Source organism: Kitasatospora sp. NPDC001547 (assembly GCF_042894165.1).
Lineage (GTDB): Bacteria > Actinomycetota > Actinomycetes > Streptomycetales > Streptomycetaceae > Kitasatospora.
The window spans coordinates 122,276-142,107 of record NZ_JBIAVL010000010.1 but is presented as its reverse complement, the minus strand read 5'-3'; the positions used below and the strand labels follow the sequence as shown (position 1 = coordinate 142,107).

21 protein-coding genes are annotated in these 19,832 nt (G+C 74.0%); 5 read left to right on the top strand and 16 right to left on the bottom strand.

The window, feature by feature from the left end:
* Positions 1-135 precede the first annotated feature (135 nt).
* Positions 136-852 carry a sigma-70 family RNA polymerase sigma factor gene (locus ACFY0X_RS20095; RefSeq protein ID WP_387756390.1) on the bottom strand — a complete coding sequence of 239 codons (717 nt, stop codon included), beginning with the start codon at positions 850-852 and terminating at the stop codon, positions 136-138.
* Between the two features lie 335 nt (positions 853-1,187).
* Positions 1,188-1,799 carry a response regulator transcription factor gene (locus ACFY0X_RS20090; RefSeq protein ID WP_014136228.1) on the bottom strand — a complete coding sequence of 204 codons (612 nt, stop codon included), beginning with the start codon at positions 1,797-1,799 and terminating at the stop codon, positions 1,188-1,190.
* Between the two features lie 564 nt (positions 1,800-2,363).
* Between ACFY0X_RS20090 and ACFY0X_RS20085 the strand changes: the two genes are divergently transcribed.
* Positions 2,364-2,690: a WhiB family transcriptional regulator gene (locus ACFY0X_RS20085; RefSeq protein WP_350735776.1), complete on the top strand. Its 327-nt coding sequence runs from the start codon at positions 2,364-2,366 to the stop codon at positions 2,688-2,690.
* A 99-nt stretch (positions 2,691-2,789) separates the two neighbouring features.
* Here the strand turns inward: ACFY0X_RS20085 and ACFY0X_RS20080 are convergent, their stop codons facing one another.
* The 3 genes from ACFY0X_RS20080 to groES all read right to left on the bottom strand — a co-directional run bounded on the left by ACFY0X_RS20080 (position 2,790) and on the right by groES (position 5,971).
* On the bottom strand, positions 2,790-3,788 hold the full coding sequence (locus ACFY0X_RS20080) for a LysR substrate-binding domain-containing protein (protein ID WP_387756387.1): 999 nt from the start codon (positions 3,786-3,788) through the stop codon (positions 2,790-2,792).
* 129 nt (positions 3,789-3,917) lie between these two features.
* Entirely contained in the window at positions 3,918-5,549 is a 1,632-nt protein-coding gene (gene groL, locus ACFY0X_RS20075) for a chaperonin GroEL (RefSeq protein ID WP_387756385.1), read from the bottom strand.
* 116 nt (positions 5,550-5,665) lie between these two features.
* Positions 5,666-5,971, bottom strand: a complete 306-nt coding sequence (groES, locus tag ACFY0X_RS20070) for a co-chaperone GroES (protein WP_014136232.1) — start codon at positions 5,969-5,971, stop codon at positions 5,666-5,668.
* A gap of 249 nt (positions 5,972-6,220) precedes the next feature.
* Between groES and ACFY0X_RS20065 the strand changes: the two genes are divergently transcribed.
* Both ACFY0X_RS20065 and ACFY0X_RS20060 read left to right on the top strand, forming a co-directional pair.
* Positions 6,221-6,556, top strand: a complete 336-nt coding sequence (locus ACFY0X_RS20065) for a hypothetical protein (RefSeq protein ID WP_387756383.1) — start codon at positions 6,221-6,223, stop codon at positions 6,554-6,556.
* A gap of 67 nt (positions 6,557-6,623) precedes the next feature.
* Positions 6,624-7,790 (top strand): methyltransferase domain-containing protein, encoded by a 1,167-nt coding sequence (locus ACFY0X_RS20060; protein WP_387756381.1) that lies wholly within the window; start codon positions 6,624-6,626, stop codon positions 7,788-7,790.
* A gap of 1 nt (position 7,791) precedes the next feature.
* Here the strand turns inward: ACFY0X_RS20060 and ACFY0X_RS20055 are convergent, their stop codons facing one another.
* The 5 genes from ACFY0X_RS20055 to tsaB are packed head-to-tail and all read right to left on the bottom strand — an operon-like array spanning position 7,792 to position 11,334.
* Complete coding sequence (locus ACFY0X_RS20055) at positions 7,792-8,748, bottom strand: polysaccharide deacetylase family protein (RefSeq protein ID WP_387756379.1); 957 nt, start codon at positions 8,746-8,748, stop codon at positions 7,792-7,794.
* Positions 8,749-8,779: 31 nt separating this feature from the next.
* Positions 8,780-9,040 carry a hypothetical protein gene (locus ACFY0X_RS20050; protein WP_387756377.1) on the bottom strand — a complete coding sequence of 87 codons (261 nt, stop codon included), beginning with the start codon at positions 9,038-9,040 and terminating at the stop codon, positions 8,780-8,782.
* Positions 9,037-10,128 carry a tRNA (adenosine(37)-N6)-threonylcarbamoyltransferase complex transferase subunit TsaD gene (gene tsaD / locus ACFY0X_RS20045; protein ID WP_387756375.1) on the bottom strand — a complete coding sequence of 364 codons (1,092 nt, stop codon included), beginning with the start codon at positions 10,126-10,128 and terminating at the stop codon, positions 9,037-9,039. The genes ACFY0X_RS20050 and tsaD overlap by 4 nt, the downstream gene beginning before the upstream one ends.
* Positions 10,121-10,654: a ribosomal protein S18-alanine N-acetyltransferase gene (gene rimI / locus ACFY0X_RS20040; protein WP_387756607.1), complete on the bottom strand. Its 534-nt coding sequence runs from the start codon at positions 10,652-10,654 to the stop codon at positions 10,121-10,123. The genes tsaD and rimI overlap by 8 nt, the downstream gene beginning before the upstream one ends.
* 23 nt (positions 10,655-10,677) lie before the next feature.
* Complete coding sequence (gene tsaB / locus ACFY0X_RS20035) at positions 10,678-11,334, bottom strand: tRNA (adenosine(37)-N6)-threonylcarbamoyltransferase complex dimerization subunit type 1 TsaB (protein ID WP_387756373.1); 657 nt, start codon at positions 11,332-11,334, stop codon at positions 10,678-10,680.
* 154 nt (positions 11,335-11,488) lie between these two features.
* Between tsaB and ACFY0X_RS20030 the strand changes: the two genes are divergently transcribed.
* Positions 11,489-12,055, top strand: coding sequence for a hypothetical protein (locus tag ACFY0X_RS20030; RefSeq protein WP_387756371.1), 567 nt, complete (start codon positions 11,489-11,491; stop codon positions 12,053-12,055).
* A 51-nt stretch (positions 12,056-12,106) separates the two neighbouring features.
* Here the strand turns inward: ACFY0X_RS20030 and ACFY0X_RS20025 are convergent, their stop codons facing one another.
* From ACFY0X_RS20025 to ACFY0X_RS20005, 5 genes are all read right to left on the bottom strand, one after another.
* The gene (locus tag ACFY0X_RS20025) at positions 12,107-12,343 is read right to left on the bottom strand and encodes a hypothetical protein (protein ID WP_387756369.1); all 237 of its coding nucleotides are present in this window, start codon (positions 12,341-12,343) and stop codon (positions 12,107-12,109) included.
* A gap of 112 nt (positions 12,344-12,455) precedes the next feature.
* Positions 12,456-12,953, bottom strand: a complete 498-nt coding sequence (gene tsaE, locus ACFY0X_RS20020; protein ID WP_387756367.1) for a tRNA (adenosine(37)-N6)-threonylcarbamoyltransferase complex ATPase subunit type 1 TsaE — start codon at positions 12,951-12,953, stop codon at positions 12,456-12,458.
* A 117-nt stretch (positions 12,954-13,070) separates the two neighbouring features.
* Entirely contained in the window at positions 13,071-14,306 is a 1,236-nt protein-coding gene (locus ACFY0X_RS20015) for an alpha/beta fold hydrolase (RefSeq protein ID WP_387756365.1), read from the bottom strand.
* Entirely contained in the window at positions 14,303-15,502 is a 1,200-nt protein-coding gene (alr, locus tag ACFY0X_RS20010) for an alanine racemase (protein ID WP_387756363.1), read from the bottom strand. The genes ACFY0X_RS20015 and alr overlap by 4 nt, the downstream gene beginning before the upstream one ends.
* 103 nt (positions 15,503-15,605) lie before the next feature.
* On the bottom strand, positions 15,606-17,117 hold the full coding sequence (locus tag ACFY0X_RS20005) for an NAD(P)H-hydrate dehydratase (RefSeq protein ID WP_387756361.1): 1,512 nt from the start codon (positions 17,115-17,117) through the stop codon (positions 15,606-15,608).
* Positions 17,118-17,288: 171 nt separating this feature from the next.
* On the opposite strand from ACFY0X_RS20005, the gene ACFY0X_RS20000 reads away from it, so the two are divergent.
* The gene (locus ACFY0X_RS20000) at positions 17,289-17,846 is read left to right on the top strand and encodes a Uma2 family endonuclease (RefSeq protein WP_387756359.1); all 558 of its coding nucleotides are present in this window, start codon (positions 17,289-17,291) and stop codon (positions 17,844-17,846) included.
* Between the two features lie 39 nt (positions 17,847-17,885).
* Here the strand turns inward: ACFY0X_RS20000 and glmS are convergent, their stop codons facing one another.
* Positions 17,886-19,742, bottom strand: a complete 1,857-nt coding sequence (gene glmS, locus ACFY0X_RS19995; RefSeq protein WP_387756357.1) for a glutamine--fructose-6-phosphate transaminase (isomerizing) — start codon at positions 19,740-19,742, stop codon at positions 17,886-17,888.
* Positions 19,743-19,832: the final 90 nt, after the last annotated feature.

The window sequence follows — 19,832 nt, the reverse complement described above, 5'->3', positions numbered from 1 at the left end:
CACCCGTCAAACTTTGGCAACCCGCCCAGGCGCCGATACCCCATGGTACTGGCACCGCGAATGTGTCCTCGTGTGCCCTTGACAACAACCCCGCACCATGGGCCATTCCACCGCGAGCGGCGGGGACGGCACAGGTCAGGAGGACTCCTCCGCGAGCGCCCGCAGCCGGCTGAGCGCCCGGTGCTGGGCCACCCGGACGGCACCGGGCGACATCCCGAGCACCTCGCCGGTCTCCTCCGCCGACAGTCCGGCGGCCACCCGGAGCAGCACCAGCTCGCGCTGACGGGCCGGCAGGTTGGAGAGCAGTTCCTTCGCCCAGGCCGCGTCGCTGCTCAGCAGCGCCTGCTCCTCCGGGCCGAGCGCCTCGTCCGGCACCTCCGGCAGGTCGTCCTGGGGCACCACGGTCGAGCCGGGCCCGCGCATCGCGGCCCGCTGGAGATCGGCGATCTTGTGCGCGGCGATCCCGTAGACGAAGGCCTCGAACGGGCGCCCCTGGTCCTTGTACCGGGGCAGCGCGCAGAGCACCGCGACGCAGACCTCCTGGGCGACGTCGTCCACGTGGTGCCGGGCCCCGCCGGGCAGCCGGACCAGCCTGGCGCGGCAGTACCGCAGGGCCAGCGGGTGGACGTAGGCGAGCAGCGCGTCGATCGCCGGGCCCTCGCCGCGCACAGCGGCCGCGACCAGCTCGCCCACCAACGGGGAGCCGCCCCTGCCGAGCACCGGCGGGCGGTCCGGCCCGGTCGCACCGGCGGAACCGCCGGGTTCGGCGTACGACGGATCGTGACCCGGACCGGAGGGCTCGGCCTCCACCGGGTCCGCCTGGCCGGCCGTACCGGCGACGTCGTCGCGCATCGGTCCATGGTGCCTGGTCGAGCGGGAAAACGCGGCACCGCGTCCGGAGTTGTGCACCGGAACGTTATGCGCTGCGGCACCGTGCGGCATGCCGTGCACCACCCGCCCCTCCTGCACCGTGCCGCCTCCCGCCCCGCCGCAGTCGCTGGTACCGTCCGTCGCGCCGTCCGCCGAGTGTCCTGCGGCTGCGTGGTTCGCCGCAGTGCCTGTCCGCTGGTCCCCGAGGTGCTCCACTCCTCCATGGTGCAACCTCGGGACCGTAACGTCACACGCCTGTGCGGTGTCCGCTCCGGGAACCACCGGCGGCACGCCGCAACCGGCGGCGCCGCCGGTGGTCAGCGGACCAGGCCCCAGCGGAAGCCCAGCGCCACCGCGTGCGCCCGGTCGGAGGCCCCGAGCTTCTTGAAGAGCCGTCGGGCGTGGGTCTTGACGGTGTCCTCGGAGAGGAACAGCTCGCGGCCGATCTCGGCGTTGCTGCGGCCGTGGCTCATGCCCTCCAGCACCTGGATCTCACGCGCCGTCAACGTGGGCGCCGCGCCCATGTCGGGGCTGCGCAGCCGGCGCGGGGCGAGCCGCCAGGTCGGGTCGGCGAGGGCCTGGGTGACGGTGGCCCGCAGCTCGGCGCGCGAGGCGTCCTTGTGCAGGTATCCGCGGGCGCCCGCGGCCACCGCGAGCGCGACACCGTCGAGGTCCTCGGCGACGGTGAGCATGATGATCCGCGCGCCCGGGTCGGCGGACAGCAGCCGCCGGACCGTCTCGACCCCGCCGAGGCCGGGCATCCGGACGTCCATCAGAACGAGATCGGAGCGGTCGGCCACCCAGCGGCGGAGGACCTCCTCCCCGTTCGTCGCGGTGGTGACCCGGTCCACACCGGGTACGGTCGCGACCGCGCGGCGAAGCGCCTCGCGGGCGAGCGGGGAATCGTCGCAAACGAGAACGGAAGTCATGACCGTCGTCCTCCGCAGCTGATCCGCGTCACGTTGAGCCTCCTGGCTGGTACGAACCTCTCCGACACGGCCGATCGGCGACAGACTCCGTGCTGATCGCCCCAACCTGCCCGCGATCGTTCCCGACGTCCGGCGCCCGCTAACCGCCTCCGCACTTCCAACGACCGTCACTCGAATGAGTTACGGCCTTCGGGGCCATCTCCACCACTGTACGTGGCCGACCCGTTACCGATCAGCCGCATCGCGGTGCACACGCCGCTCTTTTGCGCAGCTCGCGCGCGGTCGGCGTACGACCCGCACACCGGCCCGGCACGCCGCGCGCCCCTCGGGCCACCCGATTGCCACGCCCGCGCCCGGCGGACCCCTTGCCCACTATGCCCTTTTTTATAGCTTTCGTATGGTCATTGACTGTTGTGCCAGTGTGTGGGTGACTTGTCCATGGAGTTGCCTTAAGTCATATTTCCAGGTGTCCACACCAGTGCATCGAAGCCCCGCCGCACCGCTCGGCAGCCAGCCCCGCCGAACGCCCGGCCGACGGCCGACAGCCTCTGAAGGGAATGAGCCATGGCAGATTTCTCCCGCCTCCCCGGTCCCAACGCGGACCTCTGGGACTGGCAGCTCTCCGCAGCCTGCCGTGGCGTGGACAGCTCGCTCTTCTTCCACCCCGAGGGCGAGCGCGGGGCCGCGCGCAGTTCGCGCGAGGCCAGCGCCAAGGAGGTGTGCATGCGCTGCCCGGTGATCGCCGAGTGCGCGGCGCACGCGCTGGCGGTCCGTGAGCCGTACGGCGTCTGGGGCGGGATGACCGAGGACGAGCGCGAGGAGATGCTGGGACGCTCGCGGCACCGGCTGGTCGAGGTCCCGCTGACCCCGCCGGCGGTCGCCCGGCGCTAGACCCGTCTCCATGAGCGCCGTGAAGAAACGTTTCCTCGCGGCGCTTCAGCCTGTCGGCTCACTGTACGTACAGGGCCACGGCGGCCCCGTCACCCACCGTCAGCGCGTGGCGGCCGCCCCCGCCAGCCGCTCCAGCATCAGCGCCACGGCCGGCACCTCGGCCAGGTCCGGCAGGGTCAGCGCGACCACCTGGCGCACCGCGGGCGCCCCGGAGGCCGTCCGCACCGGCACCGTCGACACGCCGTCAGGACGCACCGACTGGAGCGCCAGCCGGGGCAGCACCGCCACCCCCAGCCCGGCCGCCACCAGGCCGACCACCGCCGGGTAGTCGTCCGTCGCGAAGTCGATCCGGGGCTCGAAGCCCGCGCCGGCGCACAGCTCCACCAGGTGGCCCCGGCACTGCGGGCAGCCGGCGATCCACTGCTCCCCCGCCAGCTCGGCCAGCTCCACCGCCCCGCCGCGCCCGCCCAGCGGGTGGTCGGCGGGCAGCAGGCCCACCAGCGGGTCGTCCAGCAGCGGGGTGACCACCAGATCGGACCAGTCGGTCCCGGCGGTCAGCTGCTGCGCCTCCAGGTTGGCCTCGGCCCGGGCCTCGCGCGGCGTGCCGTGGGCGGGCGCCGGGGCCGCGGCGGCGCCGTCGGACTGCGGGTAGCGGAAGGCCAGCGCGATCTCGCACTCGCCGCCGCGCAGCATCGCCAGCGACTCCGGCGGCTCCGCCTCGACCAGCGACACGCGCACCCCGGGATGGCCGTCCCGCAGGCGGGCGACGGCGGGCGGCACCAGGGTGGAGCTCGCGGTCGGGAAGGAGACCAGCCGCACCCGCCCGGCCCGCAGCCCGGCGATCGCGGCGACCTCCTCCTCGGCGGCGGAGAGCCCGGCCAGGATTCCGGTGGCATGCTTGAGCAGGACCCGGCCGGCCTCGCTGAGCTGCATCCCGCGGCCCGAGCGGACCACCAGCGGGGTGTCCACCGACTTCTCCAGGGCCTTCATCTGCTGGCTGATGGCGGGCTGCGTACAGCCCAGCTCGCGGGCGGCGGCGGAGAAGGAGCCGGTGCGGGCGACGGCACGCAGGACGCGCAGATGGCGGGCCTCGATCATGCCTTATTTATAAGGCAATCTTTGGAATCTGCAAAATTCTACTGATAGTTGAAGCGCGGGCGAACGCCGGAGGCCCGGCCCGCTCCCCTCGCGGGGCGCGGACCGGGCCTCCGGTCAGGCGTCGGAGCCTCAGTGCGAGTGGCCGTGGCCGTGCGAGTGGCCGTGACCGTTGTCGGCCTCCTCCTCCTTCTTCTCCACCACGAGGGTCTCGGTGGTGAGGAGCAGGGAGGCGATCGAGGCGGCGTTCTCCAGGGCGGAGCGGGTGACCTTGACCGGGTCGATGACGCCGGCCTTCACCAGGTCGCCGTACTCGCCGGTGGCGGCGTTGTAGCCCTGGCCGGCCTCCAGCTCGGAGACCTTGGAGGTGATGACGTAGCCCTCCAGGCCGGCGTTCTGGGCGATCCAGCGCAGCGGCTCGTGCAGCGCCTTGCGGACGACCGCGACACCGGTGGCCTCGTCGCCCGACAGGCCCAGGCCGTCGTTCAGCACCTTGGCGGCGTGGACCAGGGAGGCGCCACCACCGGCGACGATGCCCTCCTCGACCGCGGCGCGGGTCGCCGAGATGGCGTCCTCCAGGCGGTGCTTGCGCTCCTTCAGCTCCACCTCGGTGGCGGCGCCGACCTTGATGACGCAGACGCCGCCGGCCAGCTTGGCCAGGCGCTCCTGCAGCTTCTCGCGGTCCCAGTCGGAGTCGGTCGCGGCGATCTCGCCCTTGATCTGGGCGACGCGGCCGGCGACGGCCTCGGCGTCACCGGCGCCGTCGACGACCGTGGTCTCGTCCTTGGTGATGGTCACCCGGCGGGCGGTGCCCAGCACGTCCAGGCCGACCTGGTCGAGCTTGAGGCCGACCTCCTCGGAGATGACCTGGCCACCGGTCAGGACGGCCAGGTCGCCGAGGATCGCCTTGCGGCGGTCGCCGAAGCCCGGGGCCTTGACGGCGACGGCGTTGAAGGTGCCGCGGATCTTGTTCACGACCAGGGTCGACAGCGCCTCGCCGTCGACGTCCTCGGCGATGATCAGCAGCGGCTTGGAGGCACCGCCCTGGAGGATCTTCTCCAGCAGCGGCAGCAGCTCCTGGATGGAGGAGATCTTGCCCTGGTTGATCAGGATGTACGGGTCCTCCAGGACCGCCTCCTGCCGCTCCGCGTCGGTGACGAAGTACGGCGACAGGTAGCCCTTGTCGAACTGCATGCCCTCGGTGAAGTCCAGCTCCACGCCGAAGGTGTTCGACTCCTCGACGGTGATGACACCGTCCTTGCCGACCTTGTCGATCGCCTCGGCGATCAGCTCGCCGACCTGGGTGTCCTGGGCGGAGAGGGACGCGACGGCGGCGACGTCGTCCTTGCCCTCGATCTCGCGGGCGATGGAGAGCAGGTGCTCGGAGACGGCGGCGACGGCCTTGTCGATGCCCTTCTTCAGGGCGGCCGGGCCGGCACCGGCGGCGACGTTGCGCAGACCCTCGTTGACCAGGGCCTGGGCCAGCACGGTGGCGGTGGTGGTGCCGTCACCCGCGACGTCGTTGGTCTTGGTGGCGACCTCCTTGACGAGCTGCGCGCCAAGGTTCTCGTACGGGTCGTCCAGCTCGACCTCGCGGGCGATGGTGACACCGTCGTTGGTGATGGTCGGGGCGCCGAACTTCTTGTCGATGACGACGTTGCGGCCCTTGGGGCCGATGGTCACCTTGACGGTGTCGGCCAGCTTGTTGACACCGCGCTCCAGCGAGCGGCGGGCGTCCTCGTCGAACTGCAGGATCTTCGCCATGTTCCCTATTCCCTCGGGGCTGCGGCCGGCCGACCGGCCGCCGAACTACGTGAACCAACAACCACGCCCCGGGCCACTGTCACGGAGGACACGGATCCGGGGCGGGTCGGGACGACTTACTTCTCGATGATGGCGAGAACGTCGCGAGCGGAGAGCACCAGGTACTCCTCGCCCTGGTACTTCACCTCGGTGCCGCCGTACTTCGAGTACAGGACGATGTCACCCACGGCGACGTCGAGCGGCAGACGCTGGCCGTCCTCGAAGCGGCCCGGGCCGACGGCCAGGACGACGCCCTCCTGGGGCTTCTCCTTGGCGGTGTCCGGGATAACCAGGCCGGAGGCCGTGGTGGTCTCGGCGTCGAGCGGCTGGACCACGATGCGGTCCTCGAGCGGCTTGATGGCAACCTTGCTGCTGGTGGTCACGTCCGAGCTCCCCTTCGGAGATTACGGGGTTTTCTAACGGGTAGGGGCGATCCTGCGGGTCTGCCGTCGCGGGGGTCAGACACACGTCGTCGCGTTAGCACTCTCCTAGTGGGGAGTGCCAAGGACGACCATAGGGCCGTGTTAGCACTCAGTCAACCAGAGTGCCAACGACGCGCCCTGGGAACCCCGATTCGCGGATGAGTAGCCGTACTCATGTGCGACGCTCCCGCCGTCGGCAGACTCCTCGTCATGACATCGATCCCGGTGCGTGTCGGCCCGTCCCGGACCACGGACGCCGCCCTCGCCCTGCTGTCGCTGCCCCTGCTGGGAGCCGCGCTGCCGTTCGTGGTCTTCTTCGTCGTCGCCTCCCTCGGCAGCGGCCCCGGCCACGGGGACGACGGGGACGGCCTCGAATGGGCCTTCCTGGGCATCGGGATGCTGGCCGCCCCGGTCGCCGCCCTGACGGCGGGCCTGGTGGTCGCCTTCCGCAGCCGGCGGTCCGGCTACCAGTACCTCCCGGTCGCCGCGGTGCTCTCCCCCTTCGTGCTGCCGGCGGTCCTGTCCTCGGGCGTCCTGTGGCGCTGACGCCGTCCGGCCCGCCGGAGCCGGCGGGCACGCGGAGCGGGGGCGCCCGACCGGCGAGAATGGCCCCGTGGACACCGAGAACCTCCAGCCGCTGCTGACCCCCGAGGGCCAGGCCCTGCTCGCCGAGTTGCGCGAGTTCACCCCCGAGGAGGAGCTGGCGCTGGCGACCCGGCTGCGCCGGGAGCACCCGGCGGAGCTGGTGTCGGCGGCGTTCGGGCAGGCGCGGCTGCGCCAGCGGGCGCGGGCGAAGTTCGGGGCCGACGCCGACCTGATGTACTTCACGCCCAACGGGGTGGAGCAGTCCACCCGGCGCAGCGTGGCCGAGTGGCGGGCACGGCGGTTCGCCGCCCTGGGCGTACGGCGGCTGGCGGACCTCTGCTGCGGCATCGGCGGGGACGTGCTGGCGCTGGCCCGGGCGGGCATCGAGGTGCTGGCCGTCGACCGGGACCCGGCGGCCTGCGCCGCCACCGCGGCCAACGCCGCCGCGCTGGGCCTGGCCGACCTGGTCGAGGTGCGCTGCGCGGACGTCGCCGAGGTGGACGTCACCGGCTTCGACGCGGTGTTCACCGACCCGGCCCGGCGCACCTCGCGCGGCCGGGTGTTCGACCCGGAGGCGTACGCCCCGCCGCTCTCCTGGGCCGTCGAGGCCGGCCGGCGGACCCCGGTCGGCGCACTGAAGGTGGCGCCGGGCATCCCGCACGAGGCGGTGCCGCAGGACGCCGAGGCCGAGTGGGTGTCCGACCACGGCGACGTCAAGGAGGCGGTGCTCTGGTTCGGCACCCGGGCCGCGAGCCCGCACCGCGCCACCCTGCTGCCGCAGGGCGCCAGCCTGACCGGCGGCGACCTGCCCGACCCGCCGGCCGGCCCGGTCGGGCGCTACCTGTACGAGCCGGACGGCGCGGTGATCCGGGCCCACCTGGTGGCCGAGGTGGCCGAGCAGGTGGGCGGCCGGCTGATCGACCCGAAGATCGCCTACCTGACCTCGGACGAACTGGTCGCCACCCCGTACGCGCACGCCTTCGAGCTCACCGACGTGCTGCCGTTCAACATCAAGAAGCTGAAGGCGCTGCTGCGCGAGCGGGCGGTCGGCACGGTGGTGATCAAGAAGCGCGGGATGGCGATCACCCCGGAGGAGCTGCGCCGCCAGCTCAAGCCCTCCGGGCCGAACACCGTCACGGTGATCCTCAGCCGCACCGACCACGGGCCGCTGATGATGCTGGGACGGCCGGTCTGAGCTACGAGGCGGGCGCCTGGATGTAGTCCTCCAGCCGGGCCACCGAGAAGCCCTGCTCCTGGATCCGGGCCAGCAGGTCGCCGAACATCTGGGTCATCGTGGCGCCCTTGAGCTCCTTGGGGCCGCGGAAGTGCGCCAGGATGATGTCGCCGGGCTTCAGCTTCTTGTCCCCGGACTGGTACTGCATGTCGTGGATCTGCATCGACTCGCGCCACAGCACTATGGCGCGCGGGCCGCACTCCTGGACCGAGGTGTTGAGCACCGGGGTGTTGGCGCCGTCGCCGAACGGCGGACGGAACAGCAGCGGGGCGGTGCCGTACTGCTGGGTGAGCGCGGACTGCGCGTCGCAGATCTCGGCCTTCTGCCTGTCCACCGGGAGCTTGCTCATCACCGGGTGGTCCACGGTGTGGTTCTGGACGTGGTTGCCCAGCGCCTGGAGCGGCTTGAAGTACGCGTAGTCGTTCCTGACGATGTCCCGGGTCAGGAACATCGAGACCGGCACCTTGAGGTCGGTCAGCATCTCGACGAACTTCGGGTCCTTCTCGGCGCCGTCGTCGATGGTGATGAAGACGACCTTGTCGCTCGTCTTCACGTCGCTGAACACCGGTACCGGGCCGGTCCGTTGGAGCTTGACGGGCTTGTCGGCGGGCGGCGCCGGGGCGGGGGCGAGCGGGGTGAGGCCCCACTTGGCCCAGGCCGCGGCGCCCGCTCCCGCCGGGGCGCCGGACGGGGTGGCGGTCGCGGCCCCGGTGGTCGGCGCGGCGCCGGTGGGCCGGGCCGCGGCGGACGTGGCCGCGGCGGCCGGGGCGGCCCCACCGCCGCCTCCGCCGTCACCGCACGCGGTGGCGAAGGCCAGCAGGGCCACCGCCCCCGCCGCGTACGTCCTGGCCCTGCTCCGCCCGTCCCTGATCACCGCTGCGCGCTCCCGGCTCCCGTCCAGCTTTCTCTCAGCTAGCACGGTAGCGAACAGGTCAGCGGTTCCCGATCAGTTATTCGATGTGCTCGCTGGTGAAGGACCAGCGGTGCACCGGGCGGCCCAACAGCTCGGCCGGCGGGTCGGCGACGGGCACCGGCTCGCCGCTCCACCAGGCGATCAGCAGCACCCTCTCGCCCGGGGCGGAGAGCAGTTCGAGGCGCTCCAGCCCGGCCGAGCCGCGCAGCGCGGGCAGCGCCGACTCCCGCACCCAGGCGGCGAGTTCGCCGGCCCGGCCGGTCGCCGCCCGGGCCTCCCACATCGCGGCGACGGTCATGCCGCGCCGCCGCCGAGGGCGTCGTAGGCCTGACCGTGGAAGTCCGTGTGGGGCACGTGGACGTCGGTCACCGGCAGCGAGGAGTCGGCGGACAGGTCGAAGGCGGACGGCGTGCGGTCGCGCCATACCATCTCGGCGCCGAGCGCCGCGACCATCGCGCCGTTGTCGGTGCACAGGCCCGGCCGGGGCACCCGCAGTCGGATGCCGGCCCGGTCGCAGCGCTGCTGGGCCATCTCGCGCAGCCGCGAGTTGGCCGCCACGCCGCCGCCGATCATCAGGTGGTCGACGCCGTTGTCCCGGCACGCCTTGACGGCCTTGCGGGTGAGCACGTCGGTGACGGCCTCCTGGAAGGACGCCGCCACGTCGGCGATCGGCACCTCCTCGCCGGCCCGGCGCTTGGCCTCCACCCAGCGGGCGACGGCGGTCTTCAGACCGGAGAACGAGAAGTCGTACGCCGGGTCGTTCCTGCCGGACAGGCCGCGCGGGAAGGCGATCGCCCCGGGGTCGCCGTCGCGGGCGGTGCGGTCGACGATCGGGCCGCCGGGGAAGCCGAGGCCGAGCACCCGGGCGACCTTGTCGAAGGCCTCGCCGGCGGCGTCGTCGATGGTCGCGCCGAGCGGGCGGACGTCGCTGGTGATGTCCTCGCTGAGCAGCAGCGAGGAGTGCCCGCCGGAGACCAGCAGGGCCATCGTCGGCGAGGGCAGCCGGCCGTGCTCCAGCTGGTCGACGCAGATGTGCGAGGCGAGGTGGTTGACCCCGTACAGCGGCTTGTCCAGCGCCCAGGCGTACGCCTTCGCGGCGCTGACGCCGACCAGCAGCGCGCCGGCCAGGCCGGGGCCTGCGGTGACGGCGATGCCGTCCAGGTCGCTCGCCTTGATGCCGGCGGTGTCCAGGGCGCGCTGGATGGTCGGGACCATCGCCTCCAGGTGCGCGCGGCTGGCGATCTCCGGCACGACGCCGCCGAAGCGGGCGTGGTCGTTGACGCTGGAGGCGACCGCGTCGGCCAGCAGCGTGGTGCCGCGCACGATGCCGACGCCGGTCTCGTCGCAGGAGGTCTCGATGCCGAGGACGAGCGGTTCGTCAGCCATGGCGGGTGTCCTCAATGTCCTTCGGGTCGGTGCTGTCAGTGCTCGGGCGGTCGAGGCCCGGGCGGTCGGGACTCGAGTGGTCGAGACCCAGGCGGTCGAGGCGCATCACCAGCGCGTCGACGTTGGCGGGCTGGTAGTAGCCGCGCCGGATGCCCACCGGTTCGAAGCCGTGCCGCTCGTACAGCCGCTGGGCGCGCGGGTTGTCCACCCGCACCTCCAGCAGCAGCTCGGCGCACTCGCGCCGGGCGGCCTCCCGGATCAGGTCGGTGAGCAGCGCCGTGCCGAGGCCGGCGCCCTGGTGGCGCTCGTCGACGGCGATGGTCTGGACGTCGCCCTCGCCGGCGATCGCCATCAGCCCGGCGTAGCCGACGACGGTGCCGTCCGGGGCGGCCGCGACGGTGTAGTGGCGGGTGCCGCCGGGGTGGGCGTCGGCCAGCTCGGACCAGAACATCCCGGCGGACCAGGCGTCCTCGGGGAAGAGCCGCAGCTCCAGTTCCAGCACCGGCGCGATGTCCCACCAGCGCATCGGGCGCAGGGTGGTGCCGTGGTTCACGCCGGGAGCACCGCCTTGTAGCCGGCCGGGACCTGGGCGTCCGGGCGGCGCAGGTACAGCGGGTGGTTCGGCAGCAGCTCGCGCCCGGCGGCCAGCTCGGCGGCGGCGAAGCCGGCCAGGGCGCCGGCCGAGACGTGCGCGGGGCCGTGCGCGCCCGGGAAGGCGTCGGGGTAGAGCAGCGCGCCGGCGCCGACGGAGCGCTCCCGCGGGGTCAGCTCGGCCGGGCGGTCGACGTCGGGGCCCTCGGTGCGGCGGCCCTCGGCGTCGTACGAGGCCCAGTAGACCTCCTTGCGGCGCGCGTCGGTGGCGACCGTGAACGGCTGCCCGGCCAGGCCCTCGGCGCGGGCCTGGAAGGCGATCGCGTCCAGGGTGCAGACGCCGTGGACCGGCAGCCCGAGCGCGTGGCCGAGCGCGGCGGCGGTGACCAGACCGACCCGCAGGCCGGTGTACGGGCCGGGGCCGACGCCGACCGCGATGCCGGTCAGCCGGTGCTTGTCCACCCCGGCGGCCCGCAGTACCTGGTCGATCGCGGGCAGCAGCAGTTCGCCGTGGCGCCTGGCGTCGACCTGGTGGGTCTCGGCGAGGACGGCCGTGCCGTCGTGGACGGCGGCGGTGACGGCGGGGGTAGCGGTGTCGAACGCGAGCAGCAGCACGGGTCAAGGTTAGACCGACGTTGGGCCGACCGGCCGATCGGCAAGGCGTACTACCCGGGAACACACATCCGAGGCGCTGCGACCCGCGCGGATGAACCTGGCACGATGGGGCCGTACGTAAAGGGACGGCGGCGGGAGCGGCAACGTGGCGAAGATGGGTCCTGGAGTGGTGGTCACGGGGTTGACCGTGGGGGCCCTGGTGGTGGTGAGCCTGCTGGCCTTCCAGGCCAACGGCGCCCAGGAGCGGGCGGGCGGCGCCAGGCCCACCGCCACCACCACGGCGACCGGGACGGCCACCGCCGCGGCGCCGACCCCCGCGGCCACCCCGACCGTCCCCGCGCTGCCGACCACCTCGGGCACCGGCATCCGGGTCGTGTACTCGGTCGGCAGCCACTACGTCTGGCTGGTCGACCCGAAGAAGACCCCGCAGGTCACAGCCGCCTTCCCGGTCACCCCGGGCTCGGTCGAGCCGGCCCCGGGCAACTACGCCGTGTACAGCCGCACCCCGACCGCCACCGGGACGGACGGCCGGCAGATCGAGCACGTGGTGCGCTTCGCGCAGCAGAACGGCGTGGTGTTCGGCTTCAGCGCGGCCGTGGACGGCGCGACGCCGACCACCGACCCGGGCACCAAGACCGGCGGCATCCGCAGCGGCCGCGCCGAGGGGCAGCTGCTCTGGGACTTCGCGCCGAAGGAGACCAAGGTGGTCGTGATCGCCTGATCCCGGGCGGCCGGGAGCGACCAGGCCCGCCCGCGCCCGGGAGGACCGGACTCACGCGGCCCGGGGCGTCCGCGCCTCGGGCCGTTCGCCGTGCCCGGACGGTCCTCCGTCCGGTACGGACCGCGGTTCGTCCGGTACCGCCCCCGGTTCGGGCGGCGTGGACACCGCCTCGGCGGCCGCGCAGGCGGCCAGCAGCGCCCGCATCGGCTCTCCCGGAGCCCGGCGGGCGGAGTCTCCGACCCCGGCGGCGGGGACCGCGCGCTGCGGGGCGGGGGTGGTGCTCGACATGGCGCCTCCCTAGTTAGGCAGACCTAACCGCAGCACCCATCCCACCACGCCCGGCGCCCCGCCCGCAACACCTTGCCGACAGCCTGTCGGCAAGGTGTCGGCGGCCGGTCGGCTATCCGAGCTCCGCCAGCGCCACGTCCGCCCAGCGCGGGCCGATGCCGGTCAGCACCACCCGGCGCGGGTCCTGGTCGTCGCCGTCCGGGGTGTCGCCGATGGCGCGTTCGATCCGGACCTCCAGCCGGTCCTCGGACAGCCGCTCGACCTTGCCCTCGCCCCACTCGACCACGACCACCGACTCGGGCAGCGAGACGTCCAGGTCGAGGTCCTCCATCTCGTCCAGGTCCCCGCCCAGCCGGTACGCGTCCACGTGCACCAGCGCCGGGCCGCCGACCAGCGAGGGGTGCACCCGGGCGATCACGAAGGTCGGCGAGGTCACCGCCCCGCGGACCCGCAGCCCCTCCCCCAGCCCCCGGGTCAGCGTGGTCTTCCCCGCCCCCAGCTCGCCGGAGAGCAGCACCAGGTCACCCGGCCGCAGCAGCGCGGCCAGCTCCCGGCCGAGCCGGCCCATCCGCTCCGGGGTGGGGACGGTGAGAGTGGCGTGCGAGCCCATGCGCGTGTCTTGCCCTTCGATCCGTACCGGCGCACCGACCACCGGCCGCCACCGCTACCGTCCCACATCGGCGGGCCCCGGTGCGGCCGGCGGGGGCCCGAGGACCGGCCCCCGTCCTCACGTGGGGTCGGCGACGGCCTCCGCGGCCCGCTCCCGGGCCAGGTCGAGGACGGCCGCGGGCAGCGGCGCGGCCCCGGCGAAGTCGGCGGCCCGGCGCAGCAGCCGGGCCAGCTCGCGGCCGACCGGCCCCGGGCGCTCCAGCATCACCAGGTGCCCGGCGCCCTCGGCCAGGACCAGCTCGGCACCCGGCAGCCGCTCGGCGATCGCCTCGCTGTGCGTCGAGGGCGTCAGCAGGTCCTTCGTCCCGGCCAGCACCAGCGCGGGCAGACCGCGCAGGGCGGCCAGCGCCTCGTACTTCTCGTGCACGCCGAACACCGGGTAGAACTCGGCCACCACGTCGATCGGGGTGGCGTCCAGCAGCTGCTCGGCGAAGCGCACCACCCCGGGCTCGACGTCCCGGCCGCCGAAGGAGAACCGCCGGTAGAACACGGCGGACACGTCCGAGCCCAGCCGCCTGGTCGCCTCGACCAGGTCGACCTGCCGGCCCAGCAGCCTCACCATCCCGGGCGCGACCTTCCGGAACAGCTTGGCGCCGGCCTTCGGCAGACCGAGGCTGACGTCGTTCCAGTCCCCGGCGAGGGTGCCGACCAGCGCCACCCCGGCCACCCGTTCGCGGAACAGCTCCGGGTGCTGGTCGGCCAGCGCCATCACCGTCATGCCGCCCATCGAGTGGCCCACCAGCACCAGCGGCCCGGTCGGGGCGACGGCGTCGATCACCGCCTTGAGGTCGCCGCCCAGCTGGTCGATGCCGGCCGGCTCGCCCGCCAGGTACGAGCGGGAGCGCTCGGAGCGGCCGTGGCTGCGCTGGTCCCAGAAGACCAGCCGCATGCCCTCGCGCAGCGCGGCCCGCTGGAAGTGCCAGCTGTCCTGGTTGAGGCAGTACCCGTGGCAGAACACCACGGTCAGCGGCTCGCCGTCGGAGCCGTCGCCGTCCGGCCCGCTCCAGCCGGTGCCGTCCAGCTCGACGTACAGCTCGGTGCCGTCCGGCGCGGCCACCGTCCGCGGGCGGCCGCGCAGCGAGCCGTACGGGGCGTTCGCGTCGAGCTCGGCCCGGGCCCGGCGGCGCATCGCCCGGCCGACGGTCAGCCGCTCCAGCGCGACGCCCGCGGCCGCCCCGGCCGCCAGCACGCCGACCGAGATCCCGATCACACCCGCCCGGCTCACCCCGGAGGCGGCGCCGGCCGCCTTGGCGACCACCGCGACCGGAGTGGCCTCGGCCGGCGCGTCGGTCATGCCGACGGGCCCTCGGCGTGGCTGCCGCCCAGGTAGCGGCGGGGCACCCGGGCGCCGATCCGGGTGATGATCTCGTACGAGATGGTGCCGCAGGCGCGGGCCCAGTCCTCCGCGGTGGGCTCGCCGCGCTCGCCGTTGCCGAACAGCAGCACCTCGTCGCCGACCGCCGGGGTGTCGCCGCCGAGGTCCACCACGAACTGGTCCATCGCGACCCGGCCGGCCACCGTGCGCCACTTGCCGTCGATCAGCACCGGGCCGGTGCCGCTGGCGTGCCGGGGGACGCCGTCGCCGTAGCCGACCGGGACCAGGCCCAGGGTGGTCTCGCCCGGCGTCGTGTAGTGGTGGCCGTAGCTGACCCCGTGCCCGCCGGGGACCTGCTTGACCAGCGCCAGCCGTGCGGTCAGCGCCATCACCGGGCGCAGCCCGAAGTCGGCCGGCGAGCCCACCTCGGGCACCGGCGACAGCCCGTACGCGGCCAGGCCGGTGCGGACCAGGTCGAAGTGCGACTCGGGCAGCAGCAAGGTGGCCGGGGAGTTCGCCAGGTGCCGGACCTCGGGGCGCAGCCCGGCGGCCCCGGCCGTGGCCAGCGCGGCCCGGTAGGAGTCCAGCTGGGCCTGGATCGAGGGGTGGCCGGGCTCGTCCGCGGCGGCGAAGTGCGACCAGACGCCGACGACCGTCAGCAGGCCCTCGGCCTCGGCCTCGCGGGCGGCGGCCACCAGCCGCGGCCAGTCGCGCGGCTGGCAGCCGTTGCGGCCGAGGCCGGTGTCGGCCTTCAGGTGCACCCGGGCCGGGATGCCGGTCTCGCGCACGGCGGGCAGCAGCTCGTCGAGCGCCCACTGGCCGCTGACCGAGATGTCCAGGTCCGCGCGCAGCGCCTCGCGCCAGGGGCCGCCCGGCGTCCACAGCCAGCACAGGATGCGGGCCAGCTCGGGGCGGATGCCCGCGGCCCGCAGCGCCAGCGCCTCGTCCGGCGTCGCGCAGCCGAGCCAGCCGACCCCGTTCGCGACCGCTTCCCGGGCACACTCGACCGCCCCGTGGCCGTAGGCGTCCGCCTTGACCGCGAGCATCACCGCCGGGCCGCCGACGCGCTCGCGCAGCGCCGCGAGGTTGCCGCGCAGGGCGGCGAGATCGATGGTCGCCTCGGCCCGTACGCCGTCGGTGAGGGTGGCTGTGCCGGTCGTGTTCGCAGTTGTCATCAGGGTCAGTCTCCCAGACGTCCCGGAGTCCTCGCCGAACGGCCCGTCGGCGCGGCGGCCCCCCACGGCCCGCCGACCTGCCGCGGACCGCCCGTTCCCCCGCTCAGGACGCCGTGACCGGATGCCCCGGTTCCGTCGGCGCCCCCTCGCGGACCGCCCGCCACACCGCCGGCAGCGCCCCCGCCACGGCGAGCGCCGTCGTCGGGGCGCCCGGCCGGCCCGCCGCCTCGCGGCCGGCCAGGCCGTGCAGGTAGGCGGCCACCGACCCGGCGTCCAACGGCGCGAGGCCGGCCGCCAGCAGGGAGCCGGCCAGCCCGGACAGCACGTCGCCGCTGCCGGCGGTGGCCAGCCAGGAGGTGCCGGTCGGGTTCACCCGCACGGCCCCGCCCGGGTCGGCGACCACCGTGGTGGAGCCCTTCAGCAGCACCGTCGCGCGGTAGGCCGCCGCCAGTCGGCGGGCAGTGGCCAGCCGGGTCGCGGCCAGGTCGCTGGCGGCCGGCGGTGTGCCGCCCCCGGCGCCCGCGAGCAGCCGGGCGGCCTCGCCGGTGTGCGGGGTGAGCAGGGTGGGGGCGGTGCGGCCGGCCAGCGCGTCCGGGCCGAGCCGGCCCAGCTCGGTCAGCCCGTCCGCGTCCACCAGCACCGGGACGTCGCTCGCCAGCGCCTCGGTCAGCGCCTGCCGCGCCCCCTCGCCGCCGCCCGGGCCGACCACCCAGGCCTGCACCCGCCCGGCCCCGGCCGGACCGCCCTCGGTGACCAGCGTCTCCGGGAAGCGCCGCACCACCTCCTCGGCGGCGGCGCCCACGTAGCGGACGGCGCCCGCGCCGCCGTGCAGCGCCCCGGCCACCGCCAGCAGCGCCGCGCCCGGGTAGGTCGCCGAGCCGGCCGCCACCCCGACGACGCCGCGCCGGTACTTGTCGCTCTCCGCGCCCGGCACCGGCAGCAGCGCCGCCACGTCCGCGTGCTGCAGGGCCGTCACGTCCGCCGCCGGCAGCTCCAGCCCGATGCCGACCAGCTGCACCACGCCCGCGTACTCGGCCCCCGGGTCGACCAGCAGGCCGGGCTTGTACGTGCCGAAGCAGACCGTGACGTCCGCGCGCAGCGCCTCGCCGGGCACCTCGCCGGTGTCGGCGTCCACCCCGCTGGGCAGGTCCACCGCCACCACGATCCCGGTCCGCGCCGCCCGCGCGTACGGCCGGGCCTCCGGGCGCAGCCCGCCCCGGCCGCCGATGCCGACGACGCCGTCCAGCACCAGGTCCGCGCGCGAGAAGTCGGCCAGGCCGGCTTCCCGCTCCACCGTCACCCGCCCGCCGGCGGCCCGCAGCGCGGCCAGCCCGCCCGGGTGCGCCTTCTCCGGCGCCAGCAGCACCGCCGTCACCCGCGCCCCGCGCCGGGCCAGCGCGGCCCCGGCGTACAGGGCGTCACCCCCGTTGTCCCCGCTGCCCGCGAGCACCGCCACCCGGCTGCCGTACACCCGCCCCCGACGCCGGGTCAGCAGCCGCGCACAGGTCGCGGCGAGCCCGACGGCCGCCCGCTGCATCAGGGTGCCCTCCGGCAGCCGCGCCATCAGCGCGGCCTCGGCGGCCCGGACGGTTTCCACAGGGTGTGCATGACGCATGCGGGAACTCCTTCAGCGGTCGGCTACCGCCGACGCTAGCCCGCGTCCCCGCCCCGCGGGAGCCGCCCCTGCGGCACACTTTCGAGTGACACCCCACTTCGACCCCCCACCGGTGTCGGTCCGTACGCCTACCTTGTGGCTCGACACGGACCCACAGGAGGGAGAAGGGCCATGGTCGCCATGCCGGCAGTCGAGCACCCGCTGGGCCAGGACGACGTCCTCCAGGCGTTCCTGGAGCTGGACACGCCTCCCGGTTTCAAGGCCGAGCTCATCGAAGGGGAGATCGTTGTGACGCCACCACCGGACGGTGATCACGAGGACGCCATCGCCCGGTTCGCCCGGGCCGTTGCGCGCGAGGCCGCCGAGGAGCTGTACGTCAGCGGCGGGAAAGGGCTGATCACCCCCAAGGGCCGGTTCATCCCGGACGCCACCGTTGCTCCCGTCGGCCACTTCCGCGCCCAGGACTCGTGGTCGTCCGCTGTGGGAGTCGAGCTGGTCCTCGAAGTCACGTCGACCAACCCGGTCAAGGACCGCGAGTCCAAGCGCCTCGGCTACGCCGCCGCCGGCGTTCCCTGCTACCTGCTCATCGACCGCAGCGAAGGAACGGTGACGCTGTTCACCGACCCGAAGAACGGTGATTACGGCACCCTTCACGAAACCGAGTTCGGCAGGCGCATCAAGCTCCCCGCCCCGTTCTCCTTCACGCTCGACACGGCGCCCCTGCGGTAGGACGCAGCCACCGCAGGGGCGCCGTGGAAGGCCGAGCGACTACTCGACGGTGACCGACTTCGCCAGGTTGCGCGGCTGGTCGACCTCGTGGCCCTTGGCCGTGGCCAGCTCGCAGGCGAAGACCTGCAGCGGGACGGTGGAGACCAGCGGCTGGAGCAGGGTCGGGGTGACCGGGATGCGGATCAGGTGGTCCGCGTACGGGACGACGGCCTCGTCGCCCTCCTCGGCGATCACGATCGTGCGGGCGCCGCGGGCCCGGATCTCCTGGATGTTGGAGACGATCTTGTCGTGCAGGATCGACCGGCCGCGCGGCGACGGAACGACCACCACGACCGGCAGCCCCTCCTCGATCAGCGCGATCGGGCCGTGCTTGAGCTCGCCCGCCGCGAAGCCCTCGGCGTGCATGTACGCCAGCTCCTTGAGCTTGAGCGCGCCCTCCAGGGCCACCGGGAAGCCGACGTGGCGGCCGAGGAACAGCACCGAGCGGGCGTCGGCCAGCGAGCGGGCCAGCTCGCGCACCGGCTCCATGGTCTCCAGGACCTGCTCGACCTGCTTCGGCGCGTCGCCGAGCTCCTTGATGACGGCGAAGATCTCGTCGCCCCACTTGGTGCCGCGCACCTGGCCCAGGTACAGGGCGACCAGGTAGCAGGCGACGAGCTGGGTCAGGAACGCCTTGGTCGAGGCGACCGCGACCTCCGGGCCGGCGTGGGTGTACAGCACCGCGTCCGACTCGCGCGGGATGGTGGAGCCGTTGGTGTTGCAGATCGCCAGCACCTTGGCGCCCTGCTCGCGGGCGTGCCGCAGCGCCATCAGGGTGTCCATGGTCTCGCCGGACTGCGAGATGGCGATGACCAGCGTGCCCGGGCCCATGATCGGGTCGCGGTAGCGGAACTCGGAGGCGACCTCGACCTCGCAGGGGATGCGGGTCCAGTGCTCGATCGCGTACTTGGCGATCATGCCGGCGTGGAAGGCCGTGCCGCAGGCCACGATGACGACCTTGTCGACCGAGCGCAGGTCGGCGTCGGAGATCCGCAGCTCGTCCAGGGTCAGCCGGCCGTCGGTGCCGATCCGGCCGAGCAGGGTGTCGGCGACCGCCTTCGGCTGCTCGGCGATCTCCTTGAGCATGAAGTAGTCGTAGCCGCCCTTCTCGGCGGCGGAGGCGTCCCAGTCGACGTGGTACTCGCGCACGTCGGCGGGGGTGCCGTCGAAGTTGGTGACGGTCACGCCCTCCCGGCGCAGCTCGACCACCTGGTCCTGGCCCAGCTCGATCGCCTCACGGGTGTGGGCGATGAAGGCGGCGACGTCCGAGGCGAGGAAGTTCTCGCCCTCGCCGCGCCCGACCACCAGCGGCGAGTTGCGGCGGGCGCCGACGACGACGTCCGGCGCGTCCGCGTGCACGGCGACCAGGGTGAAGGCGCCCTCCAGCTGACGGCAGACCACCCGCATGGCCTCGGCGAGGTCGCCCGCGTAGGCCTCGCCCAGCAGGTGGGCGACGACCTCGGTGTCGGTCTCGGACCGGAGGGTGTGGCCGCGCCCGGCGATGTCGGCGCGCAGCTGGGCGAAGTTCTCGATGATGCCGTTGTGCACCACGGCCACCCGCTGGTGGTCGTCCAGGTGGGGGTGGGCGTTGGCGTCCGTCGGGCCGCCGTGGGTGGCCCAGCGGGTGTGGCCGATGCCGGTGGTGCCGCCGGGCAGGGGGGTCTCGGCGAGCGACTTCTGGAGGTTGGCGAGCTTGCCCGCCCGCTTGTCCGTGGCCAGGCTCCACCGGCCCTCGGAGTCCTGGACCTGCACCGCGACACCGGCCGAGTCGTAACCCCGGTACTCCAGGCGCTGCAGGCCTGCGATTACTACGTCGAGGGCGGCCTGAGCGCCCACGTATCCAACAATTCCGCACATGCGTGCCAGCATAAGGGCGGTTCTGCGGCCATTTTCCCGCCGCGCGCGAACGCTGCGTGACCGACACCACAGCCACCGCGAACGTCGCTA

Bases quoted from the DNA above. Each gene is read 5' to 3' on its own strand.
- ACFY0X_RS20095 (WP_387756390.1), bottom strand. From the start codon at position 852: ATGCGCGACGACGTCGCCGGTACGGCCGGCCAGGCGGACCCGGTGGAG.
- ACFY0X_RS20090 (WP_014136228.1), bottom strand. From the start codon at position 1,799: ATGACTTCCGTTCTCGTTTGCGACGATTCCCCGCTCGCCCGCGAGGCG.
- ACFY0X_RS20085 (WP_350735776.1), top strand. From the start codon at position 2,364: ATGGCAGATTTCTCCCGCCTCCCCGGTCCCAACGCGGACCTCTGGGAC.
- ACFY0X_RS20080 (WP_387756387.1), bottom strand. From the start codon at position 3,788: ATGATCGAGGCCCGCCATCTGCGCGTCCTGCGTGCCGTCGCCCGCACC.
- groL (WP_387756385.1), bottom strand. From the start codon at position 5,549: ATGGCGAAGATCCTGCAGTTCGACGAGGACGCCCGCCGCTCGCTGGAG.
- ACFY0X_RS20065 (WP_387756383.1), top strand. From the start codon at position 6,221: ATGACATCGATCCCGGTGCGTGTCGGCCCGTCCCGGACCACGGACGCC.
- ACFY0X_RS20050 (WP_387756377.1), bottom strand. From the start codon at position 9,040: ATGACCGTCGCCGCGATGTGGGAGGCCCGGGCGGCGACCGGCCGGGCC.
- tsaD (WP_387756375.1), bottom strand. From the start codon at position 10,128: ATGGCTGACGAACCGCTCGTCCTCGGCATCGAGACCTCCTGCGACGAG.
- rimI (WP_387756607.1), bottom strand. From the start codon at position 10,654: ATGCGCTGGTGGGACATCGCGCCGGTGCTGGAACTGGAGCTGCGGCTC.
- ACFY0X_RS20030 (WP_387756371.1), top strand. From the start codon at position 11,489: ATGGGTCCTGGAGTGGTGGTCACGGGGTTGACCGTGGGGGCCCTGGTG.
- ACFY0X_RS20025 (WP_387756369.1), bottom strand. From the start codon at position 12,343: ATGTCGAGCACCACCCCCGCCCCGCAGCGCGCGGTCCCCGCCGCCGGG.
- tsaE (WP_387756367.1), bottom strand. From the start codon at position 12,953: ATGGGCTCGCACGCCACTCTCACCGTCCCCACCCCGGAGCGGATGGGC.
- ACFY0X_RS20015 (WP_387756365.1), bottom strand. From the start codon at position 14,306: ATGACCGACGCGCCGGCCGAGGCCACTCCGGTCGCGGTGGTCGCCAAG.
- alr (WP_387756363.1), bottom strand. From the start codon at position 15,502: ATGACAACTGCGAACACGACCGGCACAGCCACCCTCACCGACGGCGTA.
- ACFY0X_RS20005 (WP_387756361.1), bottom strand. From the start codon at position 17,117: ATGCGTCATGCACACCCTGTGGAAACCGTCCGGGCCGCCGAGGCCGCG.
- ACFY0X_RS20000 (WP_387756359.1), top strand. From the start codon at position 17,289: ATGGTCGCCATGCCGGCAGTCGAGCACCCGCTGGGCCAGGACGACGTC.
- glmS (WP_387756357.1), bottom strand. From the start codon at position 19,742: ATGTGCGGAATTGTTGGATACGTGGGCGCTCAGGCCGCCCTCGACGTA.